This window comes from Alkalimonas mucilaginosa, from assembly GCF_036327005.1.
GTDB classification, from domain to species: Bacteria; Pseudomonadota; Gammaproteobacteria; order Enterobacterales; family Alteromonadaceae; genus Alkalimonas; species Alkalimonas mucilaginosa.
In genome coordinates, this window is record NZ_JAUGZK010000017.1 from 1 (window position 1) to 21,560 (window position 21,560).

General features: G+C 51.1%; 23 protein-coding genes. 12 read left to right on the forward strand and 11 right to left on the reverse strand.

Features of this window, described 5'->3' with window-relative positions:
- Nucleotides 1-234: 234 nt before the first annotated feature.
- The 8 genes from QWF21_RS16225 (at nt 235) to nth (ending at nt 8,638) form a co-directional block, all read left to right on the forward strand.
- Nucleotides 235-2,118 (forward strand): EAL domain-containing protein, encoded by a 1,884-nt coding sequence (locus tag QWF21_RS16225; RefSeq protein ID WP_330089098.1) that lies wholly within the window; start codon nt 235-237, stop codon nt 2,116-2,118.
- Nucleotides 2,119-2,233: 115 nt separating this feature from the next.
- The gene (gene rsxA, locus QWF21_RS16230; protein ID WP_330089099.1) at nt 2,234-2,818 is read left to right on the forward strand and encodes an electron transport complex subunit RsxA; all 585 of its coding nucleotides are present in this window, start codon (nt 2,234-2,236) and stop codon (nt 2,816-2,818) included.
- A complete protein-coding gene (gene rsxB, locus QWF21_RS16235; RefSeq protein WP_330089100.1) occupies nt 2,815-3,369 on the forward strand; it encodes an electron transport complex subunit RsxB in 555 nt (184 codons plus the stop codon). The genes rsxA and rsxB overlap by 4 nt, the downstream gene beginning before the upstream one ends.
- Nucleotides 3,369-5,612 carry an electron transport complex subunit RsxC gene (gene rsxC / locus QWF21_RS16240; RefSeq protein ID WP_330089101.1) on the forward strand — a complete coding sequence of 748 codons (2,244 nt, stop codon included), beginning with the start codon at nt 3,369-3,371 and terminating at the stop codon, nt 5,610-5,612. Before rsxB ends, rsxC begins: the two co-directional genes overlap by 1 nt.
- Nucleotides 5,609-6,676, forward strand: coding sequence for an electron transport complex subunit RsxD (gene rsxD, locus QWF21_RS16245; RefSeq protein ID WP_330089102.1), 1,068 nt, complete (start codon nt 5,609-5,611; stop codon nt 6,674-6,676). The genes rsxC and rsxD overlap by 4 nt, the downstream gene beginning before the upstream one ends.
- Nucleotides 6,673-7,299, forward strand: coding sequence for an electron transport complex subunit RsxG (rsxG, locus tag QWF21_RS16250; protein ID WP_330089103.1), 627 nt, complete (start codon nt 6,673-6,675; stop codon nt 7,297-7,299). The genes rsxD and rsxG overlap by 4 nt, the downstream gene beginning before the upstream one ends.
- Nucleotides 7,300-7,995, forward strand: coding sequence for an electron transport complex subunit E (locus tag QWF21_RS16255; RefSeq protein ID WP_330089104.1), 696 nt, complete (start codon nt 7,300-7,302; stop codon nt 7,993-7,995).
- Nucleotides 7,996-8,005: 10 nt separating this feature from the next.
- On the forward strand, nt 8,006-8,638 hold the full coding sequence (gene nth / locus QWF21_RS16260; RefSeq protein WP_330089105.1) for an endonuclease III: 633 nt from the start codon (nt 8,006-8,008) through the stop codon (nt 8,636-8,638).
- Here the strand turns inward: nth and QWF21_RS16265 are convergent.
- Nucleotides 8,635-9,576, reverse strand: coding sequence for a YihY/virulence factor BrkB family protein (locus tag QWF21_RS16265; RefSeq protein ID WP_330089106.1), 942 nt, complete (start codon nt 9,574-9,576; stop codon nt 8,635-8,637). The two genes, nth and QWF21_RS16265, sit on opposite strands and share 4 nt — an antisense overlap.
- Before the next feature lie 168 nt (nt 9,577-9,744).
- Between QWF21_RS16265 and gloA the strand changes: the two genes are divergently transcribed.
- Nucleotides 9,745-10,137 carry a lactoylglutathione lyase gene (gene gloA / locus QWF21_RS16270; protein ID WP_330089107.1) on the forward strand — a complete coding sequence of 131 codons (393 nt, stop codon included), beginning with the start codon at nt 9,745-9,747 and terminating at the stop codon, nt 10,135-10,137.
- 61 nt (nt 10,138-10,198) lie between these two features.
- Nucleotides 10,199-10,783, forward strand: a complete 585-nt coding sequence (locus QWF21_RS16275) for an LON peptidase substrate-binding domain-containing protein (RefSeq protein WP_330089108.1) — start codon at nt 10,199-10,201, stop codon at nt 10,781-10,783.
- Here the strand turns inward: QWF21_RS16275 and QWF21_RS16280 are convergent.
- Complete coding sequence (locus QWF21_RS16280) at nt 10,764-11,168, reverse strand: DUF6841 family protein (RefSeq protein WP_330089109.1); 405 nt, start codon at nt 11,166-11,168, stop codon at nt 10,764-10,766. The genes QWF21_RS16275 and QWF21_RS16280 overlap by 20 nt on opposite strands.
- A complete protein-coding gene (gene queE / locus QWF21_RS16285) occupies nt 11,169-11,834 on the reverse strand; it encodes a 7-carboxy-7-deazaguanine synthase QueE (protein WP_330089110.1) in 666 nt (221 codons plus the stop codon).
- Between the two features lie 87 nt (nt 11,835-11,921).
- On the opposite strand from queE, the gene queC reads away from it, so the two are divergent.
- A complete protein-coding gene (gene queC / locus QWF21_RS16290; protein ID WP_330089174.1) occupies nt 11,922-12,587 on the forward strand; it encodes a 7-cyano-7-deazaguanine synthase QueC in 666 nt (221 codons plus the stop codon).
- A gap of 98 nt (nt 12,588-12,685) precedes the next feature.
- Here queC and QWF21_RS18190 read toward each other — a convergent pair whose 3' ends face one another.
- The 6 genes from QWF21_RS18190 to QWF21_RS16320 all read right to left on the reverse strand — a co-directional run bounded on the left by QWF21_RS18190 (nt 12,686) and on the right by QWF21_RS16320 (nt 17,516).
- Entirely contained in the window at nt 12,686-12,964 is a 279-nt protein-coding gene (locus tag QWF21_RS18190) for a type II toxin-antitoxin system RelE/ParE family toxin (RefSeq protein ID WP_407935309.1), read from the reverse strand.
- Complete coding sequence (locus QWF21_RS16300; RefSeq protein WP_330089112.1) at nt 12,958-13,143, reverse strand: hypothetical protein; 186 nt, start codon at nt 13,141-13,143, stop codon at nt 12,958-12,960. The genes QWF21_RS18190 and QWF21_RS16300 overlap by 7 nt, the downstream gene beginning before the upstream one ends.
- Nucleotides 13,144-13,326: 183 nt before the next feature.
- The gene (locus tag QWF21_RS16305) at nt 13,327-15,414 is read right to left on the reverse strand and encodes a peptidase domain-containing ABC transporter (protein ID WP_330089113.1); all 2,088 of its coding nucleotides are present in this window, start codon (nt 15,412-15,414) and stop codon (nt 13,327-13,329) included.
- Between the two features lie 76 nt (nt 15,415-15,490).
- Complete coding sequence (locus QWF21_RS16310; RefSeq protein ID WP_330089114.1) at nt 15,491-16,018, reverse strand: hypothetical protein; 528 nt, start codon at nt 16,016-16,018, stop codon at nt 15,491-15,493.
- Between the two features lie 65 nt (nt 16,019-16,083).
- Nucleotides 16,084-16,215 carry a hypothetical protein gene (locus QWF21_RS16315; RefSeq protein ID WP_330089115.1) on the reverse strand — a complete coding sequence of 44 codons (132 nt, stop codon included), beginning with the start codon at nt 16,213-16,215 and terminating at the stop codon, nt 16,084-16,086.
- A gap of 50 nt (nt 16,216-16,265) precedes the next feature.
- Nucleotides 16,266-17,516, reverse strand: a complete 1,251-nt coding sequence (locus tag QWF21_RS16320; RefSeq protein WP_330089116.1) for an HlyD family secretion protein — start codon at nt 17,514-17,516, stop codon at nt 16,266-16,268.
- Between the two features lie 324 nt (nt 17,517-17,840).
- Between QWF21_RS16320 and QWF21_RS16325 the strand changes: the two genes are divergently transcribed.
- Nucleotides 17,841-19,079: a dicarboxylate/amino acid:cation symporter gene (locus QWF21_RS16325; protein WP_407935312.1), complete on the forward strand. Its 1,239-nt coding sequence runs from the start codon at nt 17,841-17,843 to the stop codon at nt 19,077-19,079.
- 21 nt (nt 19,080-19,100) lie between these two features.
- On the opposite strand, the gene QWF21_RS16330 is transcribed toward QWF21_RS16325, so the two are convergent.
- Both QWF21_RS16330 and QWF21_RS16335 read right to left on the reverse strand, forming a co-directional pair.
- On the reverse strand, nt 19,101-20,438 hold the full coding sequence (locus tag QWF21_RS16330) for a sigma-54-dependent transcriptional regulator (RefSeq protein ID WP_330089118.1): 1,338 nt from the start codon (nt 20,436-20,438) through the stop codon (nt 19,101-19,103).
- Nucleotides 20,425-21,525, reverse strand: coding sequence for a sensor histidine kinase (locus QWF21_RS16335; protein WP_330089119.1), 1,101 nt, complete (start codon nt 21,523-21,525; stop codon nt 20,425-20,427). The genes QWF21_RS16330 and QWF21_RS16335 overlap by 14 nt, the downstream gene beginning before the upstream one ends.
- Nucleotides 21,526-21,560 lie beyond the last annotated feature (35 nt).

The window sequence follows — 21,560 nt, forward strand, 5'->3', positions numbered from 1 at the left end:
TTGGTTAGAGCGGCGGACTGTTAATCCGTAGGTCGTTGGTTCGAGCCCAACCTGGGGAGCCACAAGCTCAGTTGTCAAAATTCCGCACTATAAAGATTTATTTTTGCACGTTTTTTTGCTTTAATCCGCTCTTCAGGACTATAACTTATTTATAGAGTTAAACATGGAACGTTCTCAGTGCAGGTGGCCGGCTTAATGAAAACAACGTTACAGCTTCTATGCATACAGTTATTCATGACAGCACTGCTCTGTGCTTCTGTTACTTTTGTTCAGCTGAATTACGCCAAGCAACAGCTTGAATCGGATGAGCAATTGGCCCGAGCTACGATACAACAACTGCTGCAAAACCACCATGGCATCGAAGCCGAGACTTTGGGCAGACAACTACAGCAACTGTTAGCCCCTGCGCAACTGCATATCATGCACCAAGATGGCACCGAAGTATTCAGCGTCCGCAGCTCTCAAAGTCCGGCTGGTTTTATCGAGTCTTTGCTGCAGTGGCATGGTTTTGAGTTTGTCAGTCAGGAACTGCAAAGCCAATCGTGGAACCTCCGCATTCGTTATAGCTTACAGCACCAGCACCGAATAGAAGCTTTCGGTCAGCAGCTCTGGTTTACCCTGCTAGTGGTGGCTGTGATTTCTTTGTTGATGCTACCGTTGCTACTGTGGTGGCAGCAACTGCGATTAAAACAAGCCAGTAATAAAGTGGGCCTGTTACTTGACCTGTTGTCCGATAATCCAGAACTGCCGGTCGATACCACGAAGCTGCCTGCCGGCTTTGAGCGCACTGCTGACAGCTTGCAACACTTTGCACATCAGGCCAAAAAGCGCTTGCATGACATGTCTGCCAACGCCCGGCAAATCACCGAGGATGCTTTCAAAGATCAGGTAACCGGCTTGCCCAATCGAAATCGTTTTGTGCAGTTTTACGAGGAGCAGTTGAGTCAGGACAATAAAGTAGATTTCGGCATCTTTGCCATTTGCCGCTGCACTGAGCTGCAAAGCCTGAATCAGGCCCGGGGCTATCAGGAAGGCGATAAATACATTCAAGAAGTCTGTGCCATTTTAGTCAAAGCTGTCCAGGCGTATCCGGGTGGTCAATTATTCCGTCTGAACAGTTCTGACTTTGGCGCTTTGTTGCCCAGAGTCACCCCCAAAGAAGCAGAAAACTTTGCCCTTCAATTACAAAGCAGACTGAATGAGTACCAAAGGATGGCAGAGTTGGACTCAGTCGCCTATACCGGCCTGGTCAGTTACGAAAGTGGTCGGGCTCTGGGGGAACTGCTAGCTATCGCTGATACCTCCATCAGCCTGGCACAAACCAAACAAACCAATGCCTGGCACTTACAAAAAGAATCCTCTGGTTTAGAGACTGCAAGTTATGGCTATGGCAATCAAAACTGGCGGAATGTAATCGATGACGTACTGGCAAACTGTCGTTTGGATTTACTGTACCAGAGTATTCAACCATCCAGCCGTGCAGCAAAAGCCTATTCCGAAATCCTGGTTCGCTTCAAAACTCAGGAAAGCCAGGTCTTGCCAACCGCATCTTTCCTGGCAATGGCTGAAAAACTGGATAGAATTGTCGCTTTGGATCGCTTGATCATTGAAACAGCTCTTACCACCATTAAAAATAAAAACCTGCAGGATCAGTATTTTGGATTGAATCTGTCGGCTCGCTCTGTGCATGATGATCAATTTATTATCTGGCTGGAGCGGCGCTTGTTAAAGGATGCCACCATAGCCTCTAAGCTTATCTTCGAAGTCACTGAGTATGGTTTGCAACAAAACCTGAAAACCAGCAAACGCTTTATCGACATGGCTCATCGCTCTGGTGCCCGTATTACCGTTGAACGTTTTGGTATTGGCATCACCTCGTTTAAGTTTTTCCGGGATTTAAAACCTGATTATATAAAAATGGATGGCAGCTACACCCGCCATATTGATGACGATAAAAACAATCAGTACTTCTTGCGTTTAATGATCGATTTGGCACACCGTATCGGTGTTGGGGTTTTTGCGGAGTCGGTAGAAACACAAGAAGAAAAGCATATGCTGGACTCACTATTTATTGATGGTTGTCAGGGGTACTACATAGGTAAGCCTACACCGCTTTGATACCGTTTTCCGGCTGGAGTGCCTGGTCCGTTTGCTAATACCCATACAGGCTAACGGTTGTTATCATTCGTGCTTCAGCGCATAATAACGCGCCTTTGTACGTAACCAAGCTATTATGACCGAATTTTTACTTTTATTGATCAGTACCGTTCTGGTTAACAACTTTGTGTTGGTTAAATTTCTGGGACTCTGCCCTTTTATGGGCGTTTCCGGAAAGCTTGAAACGGCCATTGGCATGTCATTAGCCACCACCTTTGTACTGACTTTGGCTTCAGTGTGCAGCTATCTGGTCGATCAGTATCTGCTTGCCCCCTTCGATTTACTCTATTTACGCACGCTCAGTTTTATTCTGGTGATTGCCGTAGTGGTCCAATTTACCGAAATGGTAGTACATAAGACCAGCCCCACCCTGTATCGTTTGCTGGGGATTTTTCTGCCATTAATTACCACCAATTGTGCTGTGCTTGGTGTTGCTTTATTAAACGTGAATGCAGGTTACAGCTTTATGCAGTCGCTTGTCTTTGGCTTTGGAGCCGCGGCTGGCTTCTCATTGGTACTTATTTTGTTTGCCGCCATGCGAGAGCGCCTGGCCGCAGCTGATGTACCGGCTGTTTTTCGAGGTTCTGCCATTGCGATGATTACAGCTGGCCTGATGTCATTAGCCTTTATGGGCTTTACCGGCCTGGTTACCAGCTCATGATGTCGACGGCTTTGTTGGTCATGGGAGCCATTGCGCTTTTGTTTGGTGGCTTGCTCGGTTATGCCGCCCTTAGGTTCCGGGTAGAGAGTGACCCTCTGGTAGAGCAAATCGATGAAATTTTACCGCAAACCCAATGCGGTCAGTGTGGCTACCCAGGCTGTCGCCCATACGCTGAAGCCATCGCCAATGGCGATGAAATCAACAAGTGTCCGCCAGGAGGTGAAGCAACAGTTCGCAAACTGGCCGATCTGATGGGGGTTGAAGCTAAGCCTCTGGATGCCGATGCGCAAAGTAGCATTAAAAAAGTGGCTTTTATCCGGGAAGACGAATGTATTGGTTGCACTAAATGCATTCAGGCTTGCCCGGTCGATGCTATTGTAGGGGCAACACGACAAATGCATACCGTCATTGCAGACGAGTGCACAGGCTGTGATCTCTGTGTTGAACCTTGCCCGGTTGACTGTATTGATATGATCCCAGTGGCAGAAACAGCTGAGCGTTGGAAATGGGATCTCCAATCTATTCCTATCCGGCACATTGAGACGAACTAATGCAGACCTTATTTGAAAAAATTGCTGCCGGCCAGTTATGGCGCTTTCCAGGCGGGATCCATCCGCCAACCCGAAAAGCGGAGCTCAGTAAAAAGCCAATAGCAACCATGCCTTTACCCGAAAGGCTGTTCCTTCCTCTTCGTCAACATATAGGAGTAGCAGGAACCTGTCTGGTACGCAAAGGGGATTACGTTCTGAAAGGCCAGCCACTCACGGTAGCTGACAGCTCCATGTCAGTTCCTGTGCATGCGCCCACTTCTGGTCTGATTCTGGCTGTCACCGACCACACCAGCCCTCACCCATCAGCACTGCCTGAACCAACCATTGTGCTGGAGCCCGATGGCCTGGATGAGTGGCGTGAGCGGGAGCCACTCGATTATCAGCGATGCAGTACTCAACAATTGCTGGAGCGTATCCAGGGTGCCGGTATTGCTGGTATGGGGGGAGCGGGCTTTCCAACCCACCTGAAATCGGCATCAACACGACAGATTGACTACATCATTATCAATGGTGTTGAGTGTGAGCCCTACATCAGTGCTGATGATGCACTGATGCAGGAGCATGCCAGTACCATAGTGCAAGGCATTGAAATCCTCAGCCACCTGTTAACGCCAAAAGCCGTTATCATTGCCATTGAAGATGATAAACAAAGCGCTTTTCACGCAATGCAAGCCGCGGTCGGTGATCGTCAGCATTGGTTTGTCCGTGCGGTACCCACCAAATACCCTTCTGGCGGTGAAAAGCAACTGATCCAGCTGCTTACCGGCCAGGAAGTGCCTGCAGGCAGGCGTCCTATGGATATTGGCATCATGATGTTCAATGTAGGCACCAGCTTTGCCATCGCCCAGGCTGTTCTCGATGATATCCCCCTGATATCCAGAATTGTCACCCTGGCAGGGCAAACGTTGCAGCAGACACAGAATGTACTGGCACCGCTTGGTACCACCGTCAGTGATCTATTGTATTTTTGCGGCTTTCAGCCAGAGCCACAACAGCGGGTGATTATGGGCGGCCCAATGATGGGCTTTACTTTGCCTGACTTATCTGTCCCCATCATCAAAACCAGTAACTGCATTTTAGCCCCCACACAGCAGGAGCTACCGGCAGCCGCTAACGAGATGGATTGCATTCGGTGCACCGCCTGTGCTGAAGCTTGCCCTGCCAGTCTGCTGCCGCAGCAATTGCTCTGGTTTAGTAAAGCCAAAGATCAGGATAAGCTGTCAGAGTACAACCTGTTTGATTGCATCGAATGTGGTGCTTGTGCCTATGTCTGTCCCAGTGAAATCCCGCTGGTGCAGTACTACCGGATTGCCAAATCGGAGATCCGCGAACAACAACGGGAAGCATTAAAAGCAGAGCAAGCCAAAGCTCGTTTTGAAGCAAGAAAAGCCCGACTTGAAGCGGAAAAGCTTGAGCGTCAACAGCGAAATGAACGACTGGCAGCTGAGCGTGCAGCAAAACAAAATATGGATTCAAGCAATGCTGTCGCAGCAGCTTTGACCAGAGTACAAAACAGACAACAACCAATTCCGGATGATGTTGCCACCATCAACGCTGAGCGAGAGCATCAAAAGCCACAAGCCGGTACGCAACAAAGCTTAACAGCTGAACAACCAGCGAACACTCCACAGGCTTCAGAGCAGGATCCCCGCAAAGCTGCGATTGCCGCCGCCCTCGCCCGCGCCAAGGCGAAAAAGCAGCAACAGGATACGGCCGACACTCCAGAAGCACCCAAGGCCGCGGACACAACAGCACCTGAGCCAGAGCCTGCAACAGATCCCCGCAAAGCGGCGATTGCCGCCGCCCTTGCCCGCGCCAAAGCAAAAAAGCAGCAACAGGACACGGCCGACACAGCAGCACCCAAGGCCGCGGACACAACAGCACCTGAGTCAGAGCCTGCAACAGATCCCCGCAAAGCGGCGATTGCCGCTGCCCTTGCCCGCGCCAAAGCGAAAAAGCAGCAACAGGACACGGCCGACACAGCAGCACCCAAGGCCGCGGACACAACAGCACCTGAGTCAGAGCCTGCAACAGATCCCCGCAAAGCGGCGATTGCAGCTGCCCTTGCCCGCGCCAAAGCGAAAAAGCAGCAACAGGACACAGCCGACACAGCAGCAGCACCCAGCGCCGCGGACACAACAGCGCCTGAACCTGATCCAGCAGCAGATCCCCGCAAAGCGGCGATTGCCGCTGCAGTTGCCCGCGCCAAAGCCAGAAAATTAAAGGAAAGTGAGTCCGAATGAGTTTTCGAATTGCCAGCTCACCCCATCAACACAACCAGAAAACCACCAGCCAGTTGATGCTGTGGGTGGTCATTGCCGCACTGCCCGCTATCGCTGTACAAAGCTATTTGTTCAGTTATGGTGTGCTGGTGCAACTGGCATTGGCTATCACTACGGCCTGGGCCAGCGAAGCTCTGGTACTGATGATGCGTCATAAAACCATTTTACCCAGATTAAAAGATCACAGCGCTCTGGTCACGGCAGTGTTGCTGGCGGTATCAATCCCGGCTTATGCTCCCTGGTGGCTGGTGGTCATTGGCACCGCCTTTGCAATTATTATCGTCAAGCAATTGTATGGTGGCCTTGGTTTCAATCTGTTTAATCCGGCTATGGCCGCTTACGTTTTACTGTTAATTGCTTTTCCGGTACAAATGACACAATGGCTACCGCCAGCCAGCCTGCATCAGCATGCACTAGGCCCCCTGGATGCATTTTGCGCGGTATTCAGCCAAGTCAGTTGCCAGGGCATCAGCCTGGAGCAACTTAGACAAGGCATCGACGGCATAACCATGGCCACACCGCTTGATACCGTCAGAACCGATCTTAGTATGGGCCTGAACCTGCCAGAAAGCTTTGAAAAGCCAGTATTTCAAAGCGGTATCGGAGTTGGCTGGTTTTGGCTCAACCTCGCCTGGTTGCTGGGTGGGCTTATTTTACTGCAACAAAAAGTCATTCAATGGCGCATTCCGCTCAGTGTGTTAGGCTCTTTGGCCTGTTGCAGCCTGATTGCCTGGTTGCTCAATCCAGATACCAACCTGTCGCCACTGTTTCAGTTATTCTCCGGCGCCAGCATGCTGGCCGCCTTTTTTATCGCCACCGATCCGGTCAGTGCATCCACTACAGCCAAAGGCCGCATCTACTATGGCATCTTGATTGGAGCCTTGGTGTTTGTGATCCGCAGCTTTGGTGGTTATCCGGATGCCTTCGCCTTTGCGATCTTGCTGGCCAATATGTCGGTTCCCTTGATCGACTATTACACCAGGCCTCGTACCTATGGCCACAAAGCACAAAAGGGACGCTCATGAATCATCCCATCAGTAAGAATGCGCTCTTATTGGCTCTGGTGGCACTGATTTGTGTCAGTATCCTCACCCTGATCCAACAACTGACAGCGCCTCGGATTGCCGAGCAACGACTGGCTAACAGGATGGCTTTACTGCACGATGTCCTACCAGCGGCTGCCGAGCAACAACTGCTGGATGATTGCATCAGCATCACGGCCCCCGAATGGTTAGGCCGCAACAGTCCGCAGCTGATATTTCGCTGGCGTCAGCAGGGCGCTGTCAGCGCCTTTGTGGTGGAAACCACAGCACCGGATGGTTACAGTGGCACGATTGACCTAATGGTTGCTATTACCCCCGATGGTACCGTACTGGCAGCCCGCACCCTGACCCATCAGGAAACGCCCGGCTTAGGCGATAAAATTGAACTGCGTAAATCCGACTGGATGCACAGTTTTGCCAATCAAACGGTGCACGAAGCCAATCTACGCCGCTGGGCGGTCCGCAAAGACGGTGGTGACTTTGACCAGTTTACCGGAGCCACCATCACGCCCCGAGCTGTAGTAAATGCTATCAAACGCACGGCGCTTTTTATTCAGCAACACCCGGAGCTGGCCGAACAACCAGCTAATTGTGAGGCGTTTTAAATGAGCCAAAATTACAAGGAACTTGCCACCCAAGGTCTTTGGAGCAATAACCCTGGCCTGGTGCAACTGCTCGGGCTTTGCCCTTTGCTGGCGGTCACCAATACCGTTACCAATGCCCTTGGGCTAGGTATCGCCACCCTGTTGGTGCTGCTTGGCTCCAACCTGGTAGTATCCGTCATTCGTAACTGGGTGCCGCGAGAAATTCGCATCCCAATCTTTGTTCTGGTCATCGCCTCTTTTGTTACAGCAGTGGAGCTGCTGATGAATGCCTTTACCTACGATCTCTATCTGGCCCTGGGTATTTTCATTCCGTTGATCGTCACCAACTGCGCCATTATTGGTCGGGCGGAAGCTTTTGCTTCTAAAAACCCAATGCTGCCGTCGGCCTTTGATGCACTGATGATGGGGCTGGGTTTTGCGGCTGTGTTGCTAGCTTTAGGTGCCATACGTGAACTGCTCGGCCAGGGTACCTTGTTCGATGGTGCCGATGCCCTGCTCGGCCCCTGGGCGCAGGCGCTGCGGGTTGAAGTACTGGCGCTGGACCATTACTTTATCGTGGCACTGCTACCACCTGGTGCTTTTATCGCTATGGGCCTGCTGATCGCGGGCAAGAATGCCATTGATCAGCGAAAACAACGCAAACAACAGGTAAAAACAGCCATTACCCGAGCCAGAGTCACCGGAACCATTGTCTGAATAAAAAACTATGAATAAACAAAAGCGCATCGAGCTATTATCACGGCTGCGGGCTGCCAATCCGGAGCCCACCACCGAACTGGAATACAGCTCCCCTTTTGAGTTACTGATTGCTGTGTTGCTATCCGCTCAGGCCACCGACGTAGGTGTCAATAAAGCTACCCGGCATTTGTTTCCGGTTGCACGCACACCTCAGGCCATGCTGGATTTAGGCGTGGATGGTGTGAAGCATTACATCAAAACCATTGGCCTCTTTAATACCAAGGCCGAAAACGTGATTAAAACCTGCCGCATCCTGGTCGAGCAACATGGTGGCGAAGTACCGGAAAACCGCGAAGCATTGGAAGCCCTGCCCGGAGTGGGCCGAAAAACTGCCAATGTGGTGCTGAATACCGCCTTTCGCTGGCCGACCATAGCGGTGGATACCCATATTTTCCGCGTCAGCAACCGCACCAAACTAGCAGCTGGTAAAAATGTGGATCAGGTGGAGCAAAAGCTGCTGAAAGTGGTGCCGGCCGAATTTAAGCTGGATGTGCACCACTGGCTGATTTTGCATGGCCGCTACACCTGTGTCGCCAGAAAACCCAAGTGCGGCTCCTGCATTATCGAAGATTTGTGCGAGTTTAAAGAAAAAACCGACTAGCCGCTTTGCGGCCCGTCTTCTATCAATTCCCGATGCACACAAACCGCCATACTCTTGGGACGGACGGGCAGGCCCCTGCCCTCCAGATGCGCCCGGGTAAAGGAAGCACCAAACAGCAGGATCATCGATGTATAGTTGACCCAGAGCAGCAGCAATGCCAAAGAGCCAGCAGCACCGTAGGCCGATGCCGTTGCTGTGTGCGCCAGATAAATAGCGATCAGTGAACGGCCCAGGGTGAACAGAATCGCGGTGATAAAAGCACCCAACAGCACATCCCGCCAGGACAATAGCACATCAGGCAAGATCTTGAACATGGCGGCAAACAGCAAGGTAATCACCAGCAGGGACAGGCCAACTTCCATCCCTACCATGGCCCAGCCGGGCACCGGCATCCACTCTTCCGCAAACACCATAATGCTGCGCAGTGCCACCGACAACAGCAAGGACACCATCAGTATAAAACCAATGGCCAGGATAATGGTCATGGAGAGCAAACGGCTTTTGATATAGCCCCACAGGTTGTTGCGATTCGGACGAGGCGCCACATCCCAGATTTGATTCAGCGACTGCTGCATCTGCGCAAACACCGTCGTAGCACCAATGATGGTGGCTACAATACCAATCAACGCTGGCCAGATGCCACTTTGGTCAATTTGCGAATTGGTCACCGCGGTTTGCACCACCCCCGCGGCTTCCGGGCCCAGGGTTCCTTCCAACTGCTCAAACAGCTGTCCTTCAACCACACTCTGGCCCAAAAAGAACCCAACCAGGGCCACCACCACCACCAGAATGGGCGCAATGGAAAAAACGGTAAAAAAAGCCAGCGCCGCCGCATAGATAAAGGCCTGGCTGTCCAGCCAGTTGCGGGTTGCCGCGCTTAAAATACCAAGCCAATGCCGCACAGCAGCAGGAAGCCTGGAGTACAAGCTGGAAACCATAGTTGCAATACCTCCGCATCCAAAAACAGCCGGCTTTTGTCGTTTCCGTGCCAGCAAACCTCTAACCTAAAGCACTTCTCCTACACAAACAAGCAGCAATGTCAGGCTGACTGCCGAATGACTGTGCTATCATCAGCGATTAACAACAGAACCGAACAGGAGAGAACAATGCGTTTGTTGCATACCATGCTTAGGGTTGGCAATCTGGATCGCTCCATTGAGTTTTACACCCAGGTACTGGGCATGCAGTTGCTGCGCCAGTCCGAGAATACCGAGTACAAATACACGCTGGCTTTTGTGGGCTATGGCCCGGAGTCCGAACACGCTGTGCTGGAGCTGACTTACAACTGGGGCGTCGACAGCTACGATTTGGGCAATGCTTATGGCCATATTGCGCTCGAGGTGGACGATGTGTACCAGGCCTGCGATGATATTCGTAACCGTGGCGGTGTGATTAGCCGAGAGCCTGGCCCGGTGAAAGGTGGCAAAACCGAAATTGCCTTTGTCAAAGATCCCGATGGCTACGCCATCGAATTGATCCAGAAAAAGAGCAAAGGCTAATCCAGCAGGCTGCCCTGGCCGTATAGCACTACAGAGTTTTTTATGATGGTGTGGAATGATGATGTCAGAGCAACTTGCCCTGTTTCCGCTGAATTGCTTGCTGCTACCGGAAGGTAAAACCCGGCTGCGGGTATTCGAGCCTCGCTATATCCGGCTGGTGAAAGAAGCCACCGCCGGTAAGCGCGCTTTTGCCATGGCTTTACTAAATCCGTTGGTCAGCCAAACACACCCGGATCGGGTTTTTTCTTATGCCACCAAAGTACAGGTAACCGATTTTGACGTGCTGAGTGATGGTTTACTGGGCATTGAAGTGCTGGGGCTGCAGCGGGTACGTATCCTTAACCGCTGGCAAGAAGACGACAAACTGCACGTGGCAGACACTGAAGCGGTGCCATTCTGGCCAGCTCAACCAGTCGATCAACCGCAGCAGGAGTTACAGCTTAGTTTTGATCAGTTGCTAAAACGCGAGCCGGAACTGGCCAGTCTCTACCCTGAAATGAAAATAGCAGACGCCAGCTGGCTGGCAGCACGTTGGCTGGAATTGCTACCGTTACCACCGCTGCTGAAAGAACACCTGGCTGAACAAGCCACCCCTGAAGCCTGTCTGCATTATCTGCAGCGCTGCCTTAAGGCTGAATCGATTTAAGGGCAAAGCGCTCGTCGTCGATCATCACTGCCACCAACCGCCAGTGCTCGCCGCTGCGCTGCAAGGTGTACGAAGTATGGCAATTCTGCAGTACTTTGCCGTTGGCATCGCAAAAGTACCAGTACAAACTGGCAAATACCATCGACTCGGACAAACGCACCAGGTGCTGCACCCGGTTTTTTACCTGAGCCACACCCAGGCTACGGTACAGGTTAAACTGATGACGGACAGTCTTCTCCAGGCTGGCGGTCTCTCCCATCATCAACTTGCTATCATCGGTTAAAAACAAGCACGGCAATGAAAATAGTTCGGTTACTTGATCCACATTGAAGCTGGAATAGGCATCGGCGTAGTCCTGAAAGAATTGTTCAACAGCCTGTCGCATTTAGTTAATCCCTAAATATTTATGCACCTGCACACTAAGGCGCCAGTTGTGCTCTTTGCATTGCTCAATCGCCAGCCGGGTTGCTTTGGCTTTCTGGCTAATCGGCTGTAAATACACCAGCCTACCCGAAGCAGGTACCCGCTGCAACAACTGCAGCAACTCTTCGATATCGCGCTCGCGTGCCACCGGATGCTTTATCTCATTAGCCCGCAGCAATGCAGAGTCCAGCACCTCGTAGCCCCCTTTCATATTGACCTTCGGTGACACTGTCACCCAGGTCTCCATCGGAGCCTTAATCTCGAAGGTGCCACTGGTTTCAATCTGAGTACTGTACCCGTGCTGATGCAACAACTCACACAACGGGGTTAAATCGAACAAACAGGGTTCACCGCCGGTGATCACCACATGCCGGGCCCGATAGCCCTGGCGCTGAAATTCGGTCAGCACTTCAGCTGCACTCAGGCTGCACCAAGCTTCCGTATCGGTGGTTTTGGCCAGTACATCCCGCACCGGGATTTGCTGGGCCGGGTCCACCGTCCAGGTATGTTTGGTGTCGCACCAACTGCAACCGACCGGGCATCCCTGCAGCCGTATAAAGATTGCAGGGCAGCCAGTGTAACTGCCCTCGCCCTGGATGGTTTCAAATAGTTCATTTACTTGGTACACAGCAACGCCTTACGCTTTAGCCGAAGCGCAATTTAAAGTACAATGCCCGGCTTTTCAAAATGCAATTATAACGGGAGCGCCGCCATGATGCCGCAAAAAGTTGTTGTGATTTACTCCGGTGGGATGGATTCGTACACCGTGCTGCACAAAGCCATTGCCGATGGTCATGAGGTGTACGCCTTGTCGTTCAATTATGGTCAGCGCCATGTCAAAGAGCTGGAGTGCGCAGCTCAGGTTTGCCGCGAGCTTGGCATCAATCATAAGGTGGTGGATATCTCGGCCATCAATCAGCTACTGGCCGGCTCGTCCCTGACCGATAACATCGAGGTACCGGAAGGCCACTACGAAGCCGAGAACATGAAATCGACCATCGTACCCAACCGCAATATGATCTTGATTTCACTGGCGGTGGGCTATGCCGACTCGATCAAAGCCAAGGCGGTCTATTACGGCGCCCACTCCGGCGATCACTTTATTTACCCGGACTGCCGGCCAGAATTTGTCGAAAAGATGAATGCCGTCTGCCAAATCGCCAACTACGATCCGATCAATATCGTCAGCCCCTATTTGCACGAGTCCAAAATAGAAATCCTGCGCGATGGCCTGGCGATGGGGCTGGATTACAGCAAAACCTGGACCTGCTATAACGGCCGCGAACTAGCCTGCGGCAAATGCGGCGCTTGCCAGGAGCGGTTGGAGGCTTTTGCACTGAATAAAGCGGTGGATCCGCTTCAGTACGAAGCCACTGGCTAACAAACCGGCATGGACTCGCTGCTGCTGGTCAGTTTGTTCAATGCAGGCATTGTTGCGGTTGCCATCCTGGGTTACCTGCTGCTTTACCCAACGCCAGCTTATCGCGGTGTCTGTTTGTTATTGGTGATGGTGATTACGGCTGCCGTCATCAATGTACTGGAAGACCAACACCTTTCCCGTGATTGGCATTTAATCTCGCCCGTTTTTGTGCTCGGTTTTGGCCCAGCATTGTATCCCTTGCGAGGTAGCTCATCGAGACCCATGGTTTTTTGTACCATTGCCTCACTAACACGTTTGGCGTACAGCGGCGAATCTTGGGCGATATAATCGTGAATATGACGAAGTTGGGCCTTAGCGTGAGCCGTCCACTTCACCATGTTTGAATGTCTTTCAGCAGCTCTTCTGCAACCTGGCTATCACCTTTGGCTGCATCTTGCTGACCTCGCCGAATATTTTCCAACACATAAAGCCGATACATGATCTGTTCGGTGCTGGCGTCATCCGGCAATTGCTGGATGGCGTCAAGTGCTTCTTGTTTAATGGTATGAGCTTGCATTTGCCTATCTCCTACGATTAACCTGGCCCGATGACAATACAATCTTATTTGTGACTACCTGAATAACGACAGCATTGAAGATCGTACTGTTCTGGAGTAATAACCAGCGTAGCTGCCTGGCAGCAGAGCCTTAACTAAAGTCTAAGTGCGCAGGATGTGAAAAGCAATAACACCCGCAGCGCACTACCCGACTGCCTTACCAAACTGCGCTTTATACGCCTCGGTTACATCCTGCAGCTGCCCGCCTGCCAGCTGGTAAATCTGCTCTGCGCTTAGGATGGTTTCTGGCCGGTGGGCAATCACAATCCTGGTCATACTAAGCTGCTGAATGGCCTGGTTCACATAGTGTTCTAATGCCACATCCAGATGGCTGGTGGCTTCATCCAGCAGCAGGATTTTGGGCTGGCGGTACAAGGCCCGGGCCAGCAATAAGCGCTGTTTCTGACCACCAGACAGCGCGCTGCCCATATCGCCGACCAGCGAGTTGTAGCCCATTTGCATCGCACTGATATCTTGGTGAATGCCTGCCAGTTGGGCGGCTTGATAAACCCGTTGCATATCCAGTTGTGGGTCGAAAAAACTGATGTTTTCGGCCAAAGTGCCGGACATTAGTTGGTCATCCTGCATCACAGCCGCAATCTGGCTGCGGTAATTGCGCAGCCCCAGCTGTTTAATCTCAATGCCATCCACTTCCACCTTGCCACTTTCTGCTGGCAATAAGCCCAGCATCAGTTTCATCAGGCTGGTTTTGCCGCTACCTGAAGGACCGATAACAGCGATATTGGCACCAGCCGGGATATCCAGGCATAGGTCGTTAAACAGCAAAGGCTCGTTATTGGCGTAGCGAAAACGAATGTTGGTTAAACGCAACTGGCCGCTGATATCTCGGCTGGGCTGATTCAACCCTTCGTCTTCTTTGTCGGTTAAGGCAATATCGGCTAAACGTTCTAAATGCAGCCGGGTCATTTTAATTTCAATAAGATTGTCGATTAAAGCAGCCATCCGATTGGTGAACTGGGTTTTATATGCTAAAAAAGCAAACAGCATCCCCACACTGATATCACCGCTAATCACGGTAAGTGCAGCTAAATACACCACCAGAATGTTCTCGAGGCCAAACAGCAACTGATTGATGGTTTGATAAGAAATCTGCCACTTACCCAGCCGATAGCTTTGGTTGATGGCATCGGCATAACGGTTTTGCCACAAGTTTAACCGTTGTGCTTGCTGACCAAACAGCTTGATACTCTGAATGCCGCGCACCGTTTCCATAAAGTTACTCTGCTCTTTGGCGCTGGCCATGATGCTGGCTTCGGTCAATTGATGCAGCGGACGGTACAAAATGGAACGAATAACAGCGTACATAAGCACCACCAGCACCACTACCAGGGCCAGTTTAGGGCTGTATAAAAACATCATTACAAACACGGCAATGGCCATCAGGCCATCAATCACCCCTTCCACCAAGCTGTTGGTCAGCAATTCGCGTACCGAATTAAGCGAACCAAAACGCGATACTACATCGCCCATATGACGTTTATCGAAGTAACTCAGCGGCAAGTGTAGCAGGTGACGCATCAAGTTAGTCGCCATTTGCACGCTCATTACCGAACCTAAGTGTAGCACCACCCAGCCGCGCAGGGTTTGGGTGACTACCTGAAACAGCACCAGCAAACCAAAACCAAGCGCCAACACCACCAGCAAGGGCTTGTCGTGGCTAATCAGCACTTCATCTACCACCAACTGGGTGTAGTAAGGAGTGGCGAGTAAAAACAGTTGCAGCAGTAAAGACAGCACAAAGAGTTTGAGCAGCGACGGCAGCAAGCCTTCGACTTTGCTCCAGAAGGCCGTCAGGCCAAGCTTGACGCGCTCGTCGACTTTTTTAAATTCGTTGCTTGGAGTCAGCTCCAGCGCCACCCCGGTAAAAGCATGATCCACATCACGCATGGACACACGGCGCTCGCCCATCGCCGGGTCTAAAATGGTAATGCCATTGCGGTGTACTTTTTTCAACACCACAAAGTGGTTCATCTCCCAGTGCAAGATGCAGGGGGTTTTCAGGTTTTTTAAATCATCCAAATCCAGCTTGAGCGCCCGGCAGGTTAAATCAAGCTGATTGGCCAGCAGCATCAGTTGCTGCAAATTGGCACCTTTAAAAGACACGCTGTAGCGGTTACGCAGCGTGGTTAAGTCAAGCTGATGGCCATGGTGATTGGCGATCATCGCCATACAAGCCAGCCCGCATTCAGCGGCTTCGGATTGATGGATCATTAAAAAGCACCATTAAATAATAGTCAGTTCAGTTGACAACATTCGAATTCTTACTGTTTATTGTGTTGACGCAAAGTCAACTTTCCGCCCACTGACATCTAATCTTTGAGACGATCAGAATTGATATTGGGATTATTACGATAAAAAGAAGCAAGGTAAATATTGGGAAAAAAGCTACCTTCATTTCTTTTTCACTAAAAAAGAATGAAAGAAGAAAATCTGCTATAGAACCAAACTGAAGAATAACAAGCACATTATTCACACATCCAATAGCCATTAGAAAAAGTACAGTGATTGATGCAGCACCAGGAATTTCCATAAAAAACCGGTCAAAGCTCCCCATCCTCCCCATTCCCAACATGGCCAACAAACGTTTCGGTAACAAATCGTATCCAAATGAAATAGACAAAAATAATAAAAGCAAGGGAAGCATTTTGACTTGATTGAAAAAAATTGATGTGAAACTAGTATCACCAACCTTTGGATTCAATTCATAAAACACACTTCCAGAACTGCTTATAGCAAAAGAGGTTGTATACGAATCAATTAACGATAACGCTACATAAATAACCGAAAAATGAACACATATTACAAATCGACTCACTAAATGTTCTCCATAATTATGAACCATACAGCCTGTTACCTGGCTGTATGGTTGCGTGGTGTCAATTATTCAGCAACATATGCTAAATAGGCTAAATGAATACCTTGAATAGCCAAGTCTACTGCTACGATACCCAAAATGAAGGGCAGACCAGCACCACTCACTTCTCCAACTTGCTCAAATGTTAATTCTTGCATATCATTCTCCTTGAGAGATTTAGGTTTGAAGGTTTGCTCATTATCGAGCATTACAATCGCCCTTTCAGGCTTAAAATCGGCTCAAACAACCAGCTGATTAGGCTGCGTTGTTCCAGCACGATATCTGCGCTTAGCAGCATGCCCGATTGCAGCGGGACGCTGTTGCCGTAGGCGCGGATCTCTTGCGCCGCCAGCGCTACCTCGACCCGGTAGACTGGCTCCTGCACGGCGACAGGCATATCGACTTCCCCAGGAAGCACGATAGCCTGCGCAGTGCGAATTACTTCCCCGTGGTACAAACCAAAACGCTGGTACGGAAAGGCATCAAATCGAATACGGGTTTGCTGACCAGGCTGCACAAAACCATAGGCCCGGGTTGGTACCAGCAAGACCGCTCGAAGCTCTGCGTTCTCAGGCAAAATGGTTAAGAACGGCAATTGACTGGTTAAGCTAGTGCCAATATCAGCCACCAAATTGGTCACCCGGCCAGAGATCGGTGCGGTAATTAATAGCTGGCCTCGCGCATCCAGTTCCACTTTTTGCTGTTGAAGTCTTGAGCGGTCGGTATCCAGTAACGCCAACTGCTGCGCCTGTTCGACCGGCAACCGGGCTAGTTGCCCCTGCAATTGCTCTATGCTGGCCTGCTGTTGCTGGGCACTGGCGCTTAGCTCGGCCAGTTGCTGGCGAATCCCTAAAACAAGCTCGGCTTGCTGCTGCAGCTCCAGTTCTGAAATAGCCCCTTGCTGCTGCAACTGCTGGTAATTGTGAAAACGGCTTTGCTGCAGCGTCAAACGCTGTTGTTGCAACTGCTGCTGGCCCAAAAGCTCCTGCAACATGCTCTGACTAAGCAGTAAACGGCTTTGTAATTCGGTTTCTTGCTGGGCAAATTGCTGCTGCAATTGCTGCTGACGCAAAGTTAACAATTCCGTTTGCTGTAGCAAGCCCTGAAATAGGCTTTGGCTTAGCGACAGACCATCAGCCAGATGCTCGGGAATATGAATCAGCGCTAACGGCATCCCCGCTTCCACTTGCTGGCCATCCTCGACATACAATTGACTGACAATGCCTGGGCGTGGGCTACCGACCTTGGCCAAGCCTAAATCCGGTTTTAAATAACCAGTGACAGTTTCTTTGCGGTTAAAAGACGACAGCGCCAGAAAGGCAACTAACATAAATACCAACAGCATCAGTATGATGGTGAGCACGCTGCTGCTTAACGGCTGAGCAATAATTACGTCGCCATCCAGTTTTGCGGCTTGCTGTTTCAAAGCATTTGCACGAAACAACCCCTGCTCAGACACATAAACCTCCTTATAAAAAACCAAAACGCAACCAAATGAACACTTGATTAATTTATATTTCACAATTAGCGGCATTTCAAGTTCTTTATATTTAATTTTGTTATTACATATTTCTTTTAGCTATATAAATTCCAGGTAGCGTTTTAGCACCCTACTACCAGCCCATCACCAGGCACTGGATTTCCAAATCTCTCATTACAAAAGACTAAATGAGCATATATACCTAACATAGAACCCGCTTTAATCGCCTTCTTGTTTCTGGACAGTCCTTGCCCCTACCAGTAGACTGGCGACCCTAATCGCTTTAGTTATTGGAGCAATTTCCTGATGCTTGCTTTTTGGTTCCGTATTCCGTTCTGGCAGCGTGTGCTGGGTGCTATGTTGCTGGGCATTGGCCTGGGAGTGGTCTTTGGCGAAAAAGCCACTGTGCTGCAGCCACTGGGGACGCTGTTTATTAATGCCATCCGCATGCTGGTGGTGCCCTTGGTATTTTTTGCCCTGATCACCAGCATTACCTCACTCGGCGATACGCTTAAAATGAAGCGTTTGGCGGTTAAAACCGTTGGCCTGTTTTTGCTTACTGCCATGATTGCCAGCCTGATTGGCTTAACCGTGGGCAGTTTGATGGACTTTAGCACCATTACCGAGCTGACCACCACCGAAGTGCGCGAGCGTGATATTCCGCCGGTGGCGACCGTGCTGACCAACCTCATTCCAACCAACCCGGTGGCGGCGCTGGCCAGTGGCAATGTGCTGCAGATTATTGTGTTTGCGGTGTTGGTCGGCATTGCCATCAATGTGGTGGGTGAAAAAGCAGAACCAATGAAAAAGGTGATGGAAGCCGGTGCCGAGATCATGTACCAAATTACCCGTATGGTGCTGCAACTGACGCCGATTGGTGTGCTAGGCCTGATGGCCTGGGTGGTCGGTAGTTTTGGCCTGGAAACCTTGTTGCCGCTGGGCAAATTTATTCTGGCGATTTACATCGCCTGCTTTATCCATATTATCTTTACCTATGGTGGCATGGTGCGTTTGTTTGGCGGCATGTCCCCCCTGACGTTTTTCAAAGCAATTTTACCAGCCCAACTGGTAGCTTTTAGCAGTGCCAGCAGCTTTGGCACCCTGCCGGTGACCCACAAAGTGGTGACCGAGGATCTAAAAGTTTCGAAAAACTATGCCAGCTTTGTATTGCCGCTTGGTGCCACCATCAATATGGATGGCTGTGGCGGCATCTACCCGGCGATTGCCGCGATTTTTATTGCCCACTTGTATGGCATTCCACTGGATGCAACCAGCTACCTGCTGATTGCCATCACGGCGACCCTGGCTTCACTGGGAACCGCTGGTGTGCCTGGTAGCGCTATGGTGATGCTGACAGTGACCTTGAGTGTGGTCGGTTTGCCACTGGAAGGGATTGCTTTTATTGCCGCGGTGGATCGCATTATTGATATGATGCGCACCGCCACCAACGTCACCGGCGATACCATGGTGGCGCGGGTGGTAGCACACTCTGAAGGCTTGATCGAGTCAGACGAAAGCGAGCCAGTACCTGCCGCGAGCTAGTTCTGGCTGGCTTTGCTTATCTTAAGCCGGTAGCTGTATACCGGCTTCACGCATCCGCGCCAGCTTATAGCGCAGAGTGCGGTCACTGATCCCCAAGCGCTCAGCCACATCTTTGCGTTTATTATCACAAGCCCGCATCGTTGCCAGGATCAAGCGGTGCTCCTGCTCGTGAATTTCCTGTTTAAACTGACTAACATCTGCATCAACGTCCAGCGCAGTCATGGTTGGCACGCTTAGCTCTTCAATGTATATATCGTCCGCTGTAAGCACGCCATCGCTATGAATAATCAACGCCCGCTGCATTACATTATCCAGCTCCCGCACATTGCCGGGCCAGCTATGCTGCAGCAGCTTTTGAATGGCGCTTCCTTCAAGCTGAGGTATGGCAATACCGTCACGCAGGCAATGCCGCTCCATCAAGTGCTCGGCCAGTGGCAGAATATCTTCTGGCCGCTCCGCCAGGGCTGGCCAGTTCAGTGGAAACACATTAAGGCGATAGTACAGATCTTCCCGAAAACGGCCCTGCTGCACCGCTTCTTTTAAATCGCGGTTGCTGGTAGCCAGTACCCGAACATCCAGCTTGATGGTTTTACGGCTACCAAGTCGCTCTACCTCGCGCTCCTGCAATACCCGCAGCAACTTGGCTTGCAGGTTTAAGTCCATCTCGGTGATTTCATCCAGCAAAATGGTGCCCTGCTGAGCCTGCTCAAATTTTCCGGGACAAGCCTGCACCGCACCGGTAAAAGCGCCTTTTTCGTAACCAAACAAGGTGGACTCCAGCATATTCTCCGGTATTGCTGCGCAGTTTATCGCAATAAATGGCCCCTCCGACCGCGGCGATTGCTGGTGTATGTACTGTGCCAACACCTCTTTGCCCGAACCACTGGGCCCGGTCACCATCACACTGGCATCGGATTTAGCGACTTTCGCAGCCAACCGCACCAACTGTTTGCTCTGCTCAGCGGCTACAATGGGCTCAATGCCAGCCAATTGTTCGGCCGGCACATACCGACTCACCATATTCACCAGCACTTCCGACGAAAAAGGTTTGGACAGATAGTCCACCGCCCCTAATCGCATGGCCTGTACTGCATCATTTACATTGGCATACGCCGTCATAATAAGCATCGGTATTTGTGGGTACTGCTGGCGTACCGTGGCCAGGAGCTCCAGCCCCGAAATGCCCGGCATTTGCACATCGCTGACAATCAGCTTAATGCTTTGTTGCTTTAACTGCAGCAGAGCCTGCTCGGCACTCTCGGCGGCAACAACCTGATAGTTGGCCAGAGTCAGGGTATCGACCAGGGCTTCACGTAAGCCGCCATCATCTTCTACCACCATGATTTTAGTTTGCGTCATAGCTTTTCTCCTGCGCCTGAGGTTCTGTCTGATGTAACGGTAATTGCAGACGGAAGCAAGCCCCACCGCCCACTTGTGGCACATAGCTCACCTGGCCTTTGTGGGCGCTGGCTACCGCCTGCACGACAGCAAGGCCAAGACCTGTTCCCTGATTGCGTGTCGTAAAGAAGGGTTCGAAAATTTGTTGCTGCAAATGCTCCGGCACACCCGGCCCATTATCACTGATATCCAGCACCAGCCAACTGCCTTGCTGCTGGCAACGAATCATCAACTGCGCATCCGCCCCAATAATTTCCAGGCTGTTATGCAACAGGTTTAAAATTGCGCCCGCCAGGCTGCTTTGGTTCGCCCATAAGGTTAAGCCGGCTTGCTTAGTTTCAATGCTTAAGCTGGCCTGATACGCCTGCAACTGAGCTTCAATTCCAGCTTGTACCTCCTGGAGCAGAGCATCCACGGCAATGCAACTGACACTGGCTTCATTGCCTGAGCGGGCAAACAACAGCATATCGTTTACCTGCTGCTCCAAATCCTGCAAGCGAGCCACCAGTTTTTGCTGAAACACGAACTTGGCGTCATCATTCAGACGCTGATTGGACAGATTCTCTGCATACAACATGGCGGATGATAACGGTGTGCGAATTTGGTGAGCCAGTGTCGCCATCATCTTGCCAAGGGTAGACAAGCGCTGCATATGCGCCAGCCGGCTTTGCAATTGACGGGTTTCCGTTAAATCTGTCAGCACGATGAGTTGCCCTGGTTCCGGACTGAGCGCACTGATAGCCAGCTTGACCCGACGACCATTGAATAAGGATACTTCCATGCCATCATCACTGCGAGGCCGAAATGAACGGGTGATCACATCCAGCCAGCGCTGCCCTTGCAACGGCTCACCCAGCATGTCCAGAGCCATTGGGTTGGCGTCGGCCACATAGCCACGCTCATCCAGTACCACCACACCAACCGGCAACATGGTAACCAAATGCTGCATGCGATCAGTCGCTGCAGAGACGGGCTGCAGATAGCGGCTGAAATCAGTCACGACATTGGAAGTCGAATCCATCTCAAACAAAGTTCTGGCGGTATGCATATCACACCTCATAAATCGGATCAGGGCCTCTGATG

Coding starts and splice junctions, on each gene's coding strand:
- QWF21_RS16225 (WP_330089098.1), top strand. CDS start 235: ATGACAGCACTGCTCTGTGCTTCTGTTACTTTTGTTCAGCTGAATTAC.
- rsxA (WP_330089099.1), top strand. CDS start 2,234: ATGACCGAATTTTTACTTTTATTGATCAGTACCGTTCTGGTTAACAAC.
- rsxB (WP_330089100.1), top strand. CDS start 2,815: ATGATGTCGACGGCTTTGTTGGTCATGGGAGCCATTGCGCTTTTGTTT.
- rsxC (WP_330089101.1), top strand. CDS start 3,369: ATGCAGACCTTATTTGAAAAAATTGCTGCCGGCCAGTTATGGCGCTTT.
- rsxD (WP_330089102.1), top strand. CDS start 5,609: ATGAGTTTTCGAATTGCCAGCTCACCCCATCAACACAACCAGAAAACC.
- rsxG (WP_330089103.1), top strand. CDS start 6,673: ATGAATCATCCCATCAGTAAGAATGCGCTCTTATTGGCTCTGGTGGCA.
- QWF21_RS16255 (WP_330089104.1), top strand. CDS start 7,300: ATGAGCCAAAATTACAAGGAACTTGCCACCCAAGGTCTTTGGAGCAAT.
- nth (WP_330089105.1), top strand. CDS start 8,006: ATGAATAAACAAAAGCGCATCGAGCTATTATCACGGCTGCGGGCTGCC.
- QWF21_RS16265 (WP_330089106.1), bottom strand. CDS start 9,576: ATGGTTTCCAGCTTGTACTCCAGGCTTCCTGCTGCTGTGCGGCATTGG.
- gloA (WP_330089107.1), top strand. CDS start 9,745: ATGCGTTTGTTGCATACCATGCTTAGGGTTGGCAATCTGGATCGCTCC.
- QWF21_RS16275 (WP_330089108.1), top strand. CDS start 10,199: ATGTCAGAGCAACTTGCCCTGTTTCCGCTGAATTGCTTGCTGCTACCG.
- QWF21_RS16280 (WP_330089109.1), bottom strand. CDS start 11,168: ATGCGACAGGCTGTTGAACAATTCTTTCAGGACTACGCCGATGCCTAT.
- queC (WP_330089174.1), top strand. CDS start 11,922: ATGCCGCAAAAAGTTGTTGTGATTTACTCCGGTGGGATGGATTCGTAC.
- QWF21_RS18190 (WP_407935309.1), bottom strand. CDS start 12,964: ATGGTGAAGTGGACGGCTCACGCTAAGGCCCAACTTCGTCATATTCAC.
- QWF21_RS16300 (WP_330089112.1), bottom strand. CDS start 13,143: ATGCAAGCTCATACCATTAAACAAGAAGCACTTGACGCCATCCAGCAA.
- QWF21_RS16305 (WP_330089113.1), bottom strand. CDS start 15,414: ATGATCCATCAATCCGAAGCCGCTGAATGCGGGCTGGCTTGTATGGCG.
- QWF21_RS16315 (WP_330089115.1), bottom strand. CDS start 16,215: ATGCAAGAATTAACATTTGAGCAAGTTGGAGAAGTGAGTGGTGCTGGT.
- QWF21_RS16330 (WP_330089118.1), bottom strand. CDS start 20,438: ATGACGCAAACTAAAATCATGGTGGTAGAAGATGATGGCGGCTTACGT.
- QWF21_RS16335 (WP_330089119.1), bottom strand. CDS start 21,525: ATGCATACCGCCAGAACTTTGTTTGAGATGGATTCGACTTCCAATGTC.